Source organism: Erwinia sp. S43, from assembly GCF_016624745.1.
GTDB classification, from domain to species: domain Bacteria; phylum Pseudomonadota; class Gammaproteobacteria; order Enterobacterales; family Enterobacteriaceae; genus Erwinia; species Erwinia coffeiphila.
This window is the reverse complement of the sequence record NZ_JACVTX010000028.1, coordinates 69005-75664: the sequence shown is the minus strand read 5'-3', so window position 1 is coordinate 75664 and position 6660 is coordinate 69005. Positions and strand designations below refer to the sequence as shown.

At 57.3% G+C, this 6660-nt stretch carries 5 protein-coding genes; all 5 read right to left on the bottom strand.

Annotated elements, in window-relative coordinates:
• Positions 1-221: 221 nt before the first annotated feature.
• Positions 222-1940: an ABC transporter ATP-binding protein gene (locus IBT47_RS22895; RefSeq protein ID WP_200563214.1), complete on the bottom strand. Its 1719-nt coding sequence runs from the start codon at positions 1938-1940 to the stop codon at positions 222-224.
• Between the two features lie 232 nt (positions 1941-2172).
• Positions 2173-2988: a DUF1989 domain-containing protein gene (locus IBT47_RS22890; RefSeq protein ID WP_200563212.1), complete on the bottom strand. Its 816-nt coding sequence runs from the start codon at positions 2986-2988 to the stop codon at positions 2173-2175.
• Positions 2989-3050: 62 nt separating this feature from the next.
• Positions 3051-4559 (bottom strand): amino acid ABC transporter permease/ATP-binding protein, encoded by a 1509-nt coding sequence (locus IBT47_RS22885; RefSeq protein WP_105595740.1) that lies wholly within the window; start codon positions 4557-4559, stop codon positions 3051-3053.
• A gap of 66 nt (positions 4560-4625) precedes the next feature.
• The gene (locus IBT47_RS22880; protein ID WP_200563210.1) at positions 4626-5459 is read right to left on the bottom strand and encodes a transporter substrate-binding domain-containing protein; all 834 of its coding nucleotides are present in this window, start codon (positions 5457-5459) and stop codon (positions 4626-4628) included.
• 30 nt (positions 5460-5489) lie between these two features.
• Positions 5490-6650, bottom strand: a complete 1161-nt coding sequence (locus tag IBT47_RS22875; RefSeq protein ID WP_200563208.1) for a Xaa-Pro peptidase family protein — start codon at positions 6648-6650, stop codon at positions 5490-5492.
• Between the last annotated feature and the right edge of the window lie 10 nt (positions 6651-6660).

Below are 6660 nucleotides of genomic sequence, written 5' to 3'. Positions count from 1 at the left end.
AGGAAGCCAGGATAAGCCCGCAGGACGCGGGCGCAAGGCTCGGTCGGCACATGGATGTGCCGTCTGAGCCGGTCCGACAGGCTGACGAACGAAGTGAGGGTACCGCGAAGCGGCGCGAGGACCGCCAGCCGTAGCCGCGACCCGTCCGCGCAGTCACAGCAGTCACAGCAAGCATCAGATAAAACTGGAGGTAGCTGCACCACCTCCAAACCGCTAAAAAACTACGCCCTTGTCAGCTGCGCATCATACAAATGCGCATAACGCCCGCGACGCTCCAGCAGCTGCTTATGACTGCCCTGCTCCACAATCCCACTATCGTCCACCACAATAATCCGATCGGCATTCTGAATCGTCGTCAAACGGTGGGCAATAATCAGCGACGTACGCCCCACCGACAGCTCGGACAGCGACTGCTGAATCGCCTGCTCCGTCGCCGTATCCAGCGCCGACGTCGCCTCATCCAGAATCAGAATCGGTGGATTCTTCAGGAACACGCGGGCAATCGAAATACGCTGCTTCTGACCACCGGAAAGCTTCACGCCGCGCTCGCCTACAATCGTATCCAGACCGTCCGGCAAACTGTTGATCAAATCCGCCAGACGCGCGCGGGTCGCCGCCTGCCAGATCTCCTCTTCCGTCGCGTGCAGACGACCATAGGCGATATTCTCACGAATCGAACCGCCAAACAGGAACACGTCCTGCTGCACAATCCCGATCTGACCGCGCAGCGACTGCTGAGTCATATCGCGAATATCCAGACCGTCGACCCGGATCGCCCCCTCCTGCACGTCGTAAAAACGCGGCAGCAGCGAGCACAGCGTGGTTTTACCCGCTCCGCTCGGCCCGACAAACGCCACCGTTTCACCGGCGCGGATAGTCAGATTCAAATCCTTCAGCACCGTCGAACCAGCGCTGTAGCCAAAGGTAACGTTATCGAACTCGATATCGCCCTTCAGCGAGCTGACCACGCGTGCATCCGGCTTATCGGTAATATCCGGCGCGGTATCCAGCAGCTGGGTGAAACGGCGGAAACCGGCAATCCCCTTCGGATAGCTCTCCATCACCGACGAAATCTTCTGCACCGGACGGAAGAACACCTCCACCAGCAGCAGGAAACCGATAAACCCGCCGTAGCTCAGCTCACCCTTCAGCACGTACCACGTGCCCGCCACCATAATCACCAGCTGAACCAGACGGGTGCTGAGATAACTCAGCGTCATACTGGCGGTCATAATGCGGTAGGCCTGCAGCTTGGTGGTTTTGTAGTTCACGTTATCGCGGGCAAACAGCTTCTCTTCCTGATGCTCGTTGGCAAACGCCTTCACCACGCGCACGCCGCCGATGCTCTCTTCGATGCGGGCGTTGAAATCACCGATCTGACCAAACAGCTTGCGCCAGGTATTGGTCATCTGGCTGCCGTGTCGGCTGACCAGCCAGGTCATCGACGGCACGATAATAATGGTCATCAGCGCCAGCGGCATATGCACCGTCGCCATCAGAATAAAGGCACCAATAAAGGTCATTACCGCAATAAACAGATCTTCCGGGCCGTGGTGGGCGATTTCCCCCACTTCTTCCAGATCTTTGGTGACGTGGGTAATAATGTGGCCGGTTTTCACGTTGTCGTAATAGCCCAGCGACAGCTTCTGCAAATGCTGAAACGCCTGCTGGCGCATATCGGTTTCAATCCCGACGCCCAGCGCGTGTCCCCAGTAGTTCACCACCGCCATCAGCCCGGTATTAATCAGGTAGATCGCCAGCAGCGCCACCGAGGCAACAATAATCATCACCCAGTCCTGGGCAGGCAGCAGCTTGTCAATAAAGGCGCGAACCGCCATCGGGAAGGAAAGCTCCAGCAGCCCGGCAAGAATGGCACAGCCAAAATCGAGCAGAAAAAGCTTCTTGTAAGGTACGTAATAACTAAAAAAACGCCTAAGCATAACTCCCTCAATATTAACTATAATTTTTTAATGCCGGACGGCGGGCGCGGTAATTTTCGGCGGGATTATAACATTGTGCGGGAATATCAAGTCGTTTTAATTACGCCACAAACAACGTAGGGATTAATTTGCAGCTATTCCCGGAAAATTAACCGGGAATAATCTCAGCGTTATTTAATCAGCATCTGGCGGAAGCATTCAGCGTAATAGCAGGTACGTCAGTGATCGTTGGTCAGATGCCATGATTGCCGCGATAGTCCGGCGACACCGGCGGCTGCCAGTTTTTGAGCAGCGATGCATCGGGCTGATAGATCTCAATGCCCAGCGGACGGCAGACCGACAGCGTATCCTGCGCCTCGTCCCCCCACATCGCCAGCGACAGATCGCCACCCGGGCAGGTGGAGATAGCGCAGAGCAGATCGATCTCGGCAAAGAATTCCAGGTAGTCGCCGCGCTTTGCCGGGCAGGCCTTCATAAAATACTTATCCTCATCGTTCAGCCCGGTGCACTGGAATACGTTCATCACGTCGTGGACGTCAAACTCACTTAATCCCCAGGGCTGCACCGCGCGCGTCAGGTTGGAGTGGCAGTGAACATCACAATCTTCCCCGGTCAGCATTTTATTGACGTAGGGATCGCAGCGGGTGCCCAGCAGATCGTGCACCCGCCCGCCGTGTTCGTCGATGCCGTAATCCGCCAGGCTGTCTGCGGTAATGGTGGCTATCGGCCGCAGAAACGGCAGGTTTGACCACAGCCGATCGAAGGTGGAAAGGTGCGCGCGCTGTAGCTGGCGCGTGCGCGCAACCCACATCCGCTCACGGGGGTTATCGCGATTCCAGATATTCAGATCGCCAACCTGCGGGCCTTCCGGGGTAGTGATACGAAACAGATGCCCGGCGGGAACCTCCCAGGCAAATCCGCTGCGGATCGGCACAAGCTCCTGACGGATTAACCGGCGTTCACCGTCGGCCAGCGCCTGATAAAAATCGCGATCGACATCTAACGCCGAACCGGTGGTGCTTTGATAAGCGGCGGGATATGACGGCATAGAACACTCCTTTTACAACTGACGATGGTTCTGTGGATGAATGCGGTAGCGAGTTGCAGGCGTTAGCCCACCCTGCCAATAAATCGCTGTAGCCTTTCTGGCTGGCTGTCCTGTTTTAATTCCGCTGGCGTGGCGTCGTGTATCACTTCGCCCTTCTCCATGTAGATAATCCGGTCCGATACGCTGAAGGCAAAGTTCATCTCATGGGTCACGATCACCATCGTCATGCCCTCCTTCGCCAGCTCCTCAATCACCTTCAGCACTTCGCCCACCAGCTCAGGGTCCAGCGCGGAGGTCGGCTCGTCGAACAGCATCACCGAAGGCTGCATGGCCAGCGCACGGGCAATCGCCACGCGCTGCTGCTGACCGCCGGAGAGCTGATGCGGGTATTTATTGGCGTGTTCGGCGAGCCCCACTTTTTGCAGCATCGCCAGGCTCAGCAGGCGGATGGCGATGCGGGTGTCGTGCCGGTGATAAAGCGGTGCCAGCATGACGTTTTCCAGCACCGTCAGGTGTGAGAATAAATTGAAGCCCTGGAAGACCATGCCGACGTGGACGATGCGGCCGAGATGATTCTTTTCATCATATTTTTCACCGGACCAGGAGCCGATCAGGAACGGCTTGTTTTGCAGCCACACGGCACCGTTATTCAGCGTTTCCAGCCCGTTCAGGCAGCGGATCAGCGTGGTCTTGCCCGAACCGGAGGGGCCGATTATCGAAATCACCTCGCCCCATTTCACCTTCAGGCTGACGTTTTTGATCACCTCATTTTCACCGTAGAACTTCTGCCCGCGCTTCAGCTCCAGCGCAAACTCTCCCTCAGGCTGAATATTCAGCCTGCGCCGGGTGGCGACCTGTGCCGGGGGAACGTTAAAATCACTGGTCATGCCGGGCGTTCTTCTGGCGATATCGAGGCGCTTTTCCATCTGTTGCAGCAGCAGGCCGAACACCGTCACCACCAGCACATAGTAAAATGCCACCGCCGTCAGCGTTTCGAGGATCAGGAAGTTCTGCGTGTAAAGCTGTTCGCCCACCAGCAGGATCTCCGCCAGAGAGATCACCGACACCAGCGAAGTCAGCTTCACAATCGAGATGTATTCGTTAATCAGCGTGGGCAGCGCCACGCGAAAAGCCTGCGGCACCACGATTAACCGCTGCACGCCGGGGTAACGGATGCCGAGCGCCTTACCGGCTTCCAGCTGGCCTTTCGGGATCGACAGCAGCCCGCCGCGATGGATCTCGGCAATATATGCCGATTCACTGAGCACCAGAGCCACCAGACCGGCGATAAACGGGTTGCCCAAAAATGCACTGGTGGAGGCGAAAAACTGCGGCAGGTTGTAGACAAAAATCAGCAGGACCAGCAGCGGCAGGCTGCGGAAAAACCAGATGTAGCCACGGGCAAAGTAGCTGAGGAATGGATTTTTTGACTGCTTTGCCAGCGCCAGAAAAAAGCCAAACACAATGCCGAGCACCCAGGCATAAAGGCTGAGTTCAACCACGGTTCCGGTCGCCTGCCAGAAAGATTTGTCCACAAACAGGCCCAGCAGATAGTTCCAGTCAAAGGTCATTTCCCATTCTCCGCAAGAAAATAGTTGGGAGCCATGCACCGTGCATGGCTCCGGGCTGGGTGGGGGTTAACCTTTGTACGCGGCGGCAATCTCTTCCGCCGACGGTTCCTGGAGGTTGTATTTCTTCAGCAGCGCCTGATAGTTGCCGTTCTTCTTCTGCTCTTCCAGCGCCGAGGTGAGGGCATTCAGCAGCGAGTCGTTACCCTTCGCTACGCCAAGACCGATAATCACCGGCTCCAGAATCTCTTTTGACGTGATTTGCAGACGTCCTTTGGTTTGATCGACCATCATCTGCGAGACGGCGGCATCGTCAAACTGTACGTCGGCCGCGCGCGAAAGCAGTGCCTGAGCCGCCAGCGGTGAAGATGGATATTCCTGCACGGTAATAGACCCGAGCTTATTCTCCGCGCAGTATCCGGCAGAGAGCTTATGCAGCGCCGGCACCCAGGCCGCGCCCTTCAGCGAAGCGACTTTCTTACCGCACAGGTCTTTCTGCGTTTGCGGCATAAACTCGCTGCCTTTCAGCGTCATTAACGATCCGCCGGTTTTCAGGTAGGGAATGTAGTTAATCTGCTTCGCGCGCTCCGGGGTGATATACAGCGCCGAAGCGATCACATCGTAGTGATGCCCGGTAAGGCCAAGGATCAGGCTGGCAAAACGCGTATCTTCGGTCCTGGTTTTCAGGCCGAGCGAGGCCGCCATCTGCTTCATTAAATCCGCATCAAAACCCGCAGCCTCGCCATCGACCAGGTAATCATAGGGTGCCCAGGTTAAGTCGGAACCGATGCTCAGCACCCCTTCCTGTTTGGTGTTTACGGCCGCCTGCGCACTGCCCAACAGGCCGGTAAGCGTGATTGCCAGCAGCGCTTTAACGGTGGTGATTTTATATTTACGAGCCATGGTGAACCCCCTGATGTGTCAGAAAAAGAATTAACGACCGATAACAATCAATTCACGCGGCGCGCGTCGGGTCAGAATCTGCGGGCCGGACGCGGTGATATGAATATTTTCTTCATGAACCAGCATTTTTCCCGGCGCATATTCCATACCCGGCTCGATGGTAATCACCATGCCTTCTTGAAGAACGGTGTTATCACCCGGCATATGCGATGGTGGTTCGGTCAGCTGTAATCCCAGACCGTGACCCAGGCGGCCCACGTTGTAACCCTGCGCACCCGCCTTCTCCAGCACGCCGCTCATGCAGCGCCAGAGATCGGTGGTGGTGGTGCCCGGCACGGCCAGCTTGATCGCCGCATCGGTGGCATCCCACAACGCTTCGTTTGCTCTGAGCGCCGCATCCGGGACCTGACCAAAACCAAAGTTGCGGTCGAAGTCGCAGAAGTAACCGTTGACCGTCGCCCCCACGTCAATAATCAGAATGTCGCCGTCGTTCAGGGTGCGGCCCGACGGGCGTGAGATAATCTGTTCGTAGCCGCCCCAGCCCGATGCCGCCGCCATAAAGGGCACCGAGTGCGCACCGCCCAGGATGATATCGGCGGTCAGCCGCTGGCCGATTTCGCGCTCGCTCAGGCCACAGCGGGCATAGCTGGGCAGCTTATCGAAGGCGTCGCAAACCACGGTGCAGGACTGATGGATATACCCCACTTCCGCCGCTGACTTCACGGCGCGGATATTCCAGATGCAGGGCGAGCCGTCGACCAGTTCAAAACCGGTCAGCCGTTCTTTCAGCAGGAACAGATCGTTCAGCGGCATGCGTACGGCGGATTCGCGGCCAAACTCCATGCCGATGCGGCCAAAACGCTTCGGCAGCCGTTCCAGCGCACCGGCCAGCAGCGTCACGCCGTCGTCCGCCGGGCACGGTGCCGGCCAGCTCAGCGTGTCGCCAATCCAGCTGCCCTTCAGAAGCGGCGCACCGATTTCGGGAACAATCGCGGTACAGAGTCCCTCGGCGGGGATGAGGAAAAACCATGGCCGGGTCGGGCTTTCCCAGAACTGGCTGTCAAAACCGCTGAAGTAGCGGAAGTTTGGCGGCGAAGTGACCAGCAAAGCATCAAGCTGATGTTCACGCATTTCTGCCTGCACCCGGGTCAAACGTGCTTCAAATTCCTGAGCTGGAAAGGCCAGTTCCATAGTGAACTCC

Excerpts from the sequence above, each read along its gene's own strand:
- IBT47_RS22890 (WP_200563212.1), bottom strand. The coding sequence starts at position 2,988 with ATGCCGTCATATCCCGCCGCTTATCAAAGCACCACCGGTTCGGCGTTA.
- IBT47_RS22895 (WP_200563214.1), bottom strand. The coding sequence starts at position 1,940 with ATGCTTAGGCGTTTTTTTAGTTATTACGTACCTTACAAGAAGCTTTTT.
- IBT47_RS22885 (WP_105595740.1), bottom strand. The coding sequence starts at position 4,559 with ATGACCTTTGACTGGAACTATCTGCTGGGCCTGTTTGTGGACAAATCT.
- IBT47_RS22880 (WP_200563210.1), bottom strand. The coding sequence starts at position 5,459 with ATGGCTCGTAAATATAAAATCACCACCGTTAAAGCGCTGCTGGCAATC.
- IBT47_RS22875 (WP_200563208.1), bottom strand. The coding sequence starts at position 6,650 with ATGGAACTGGCCTTTCCAGCTCAGGAATTTGAAGCACGTTTGACCCGG.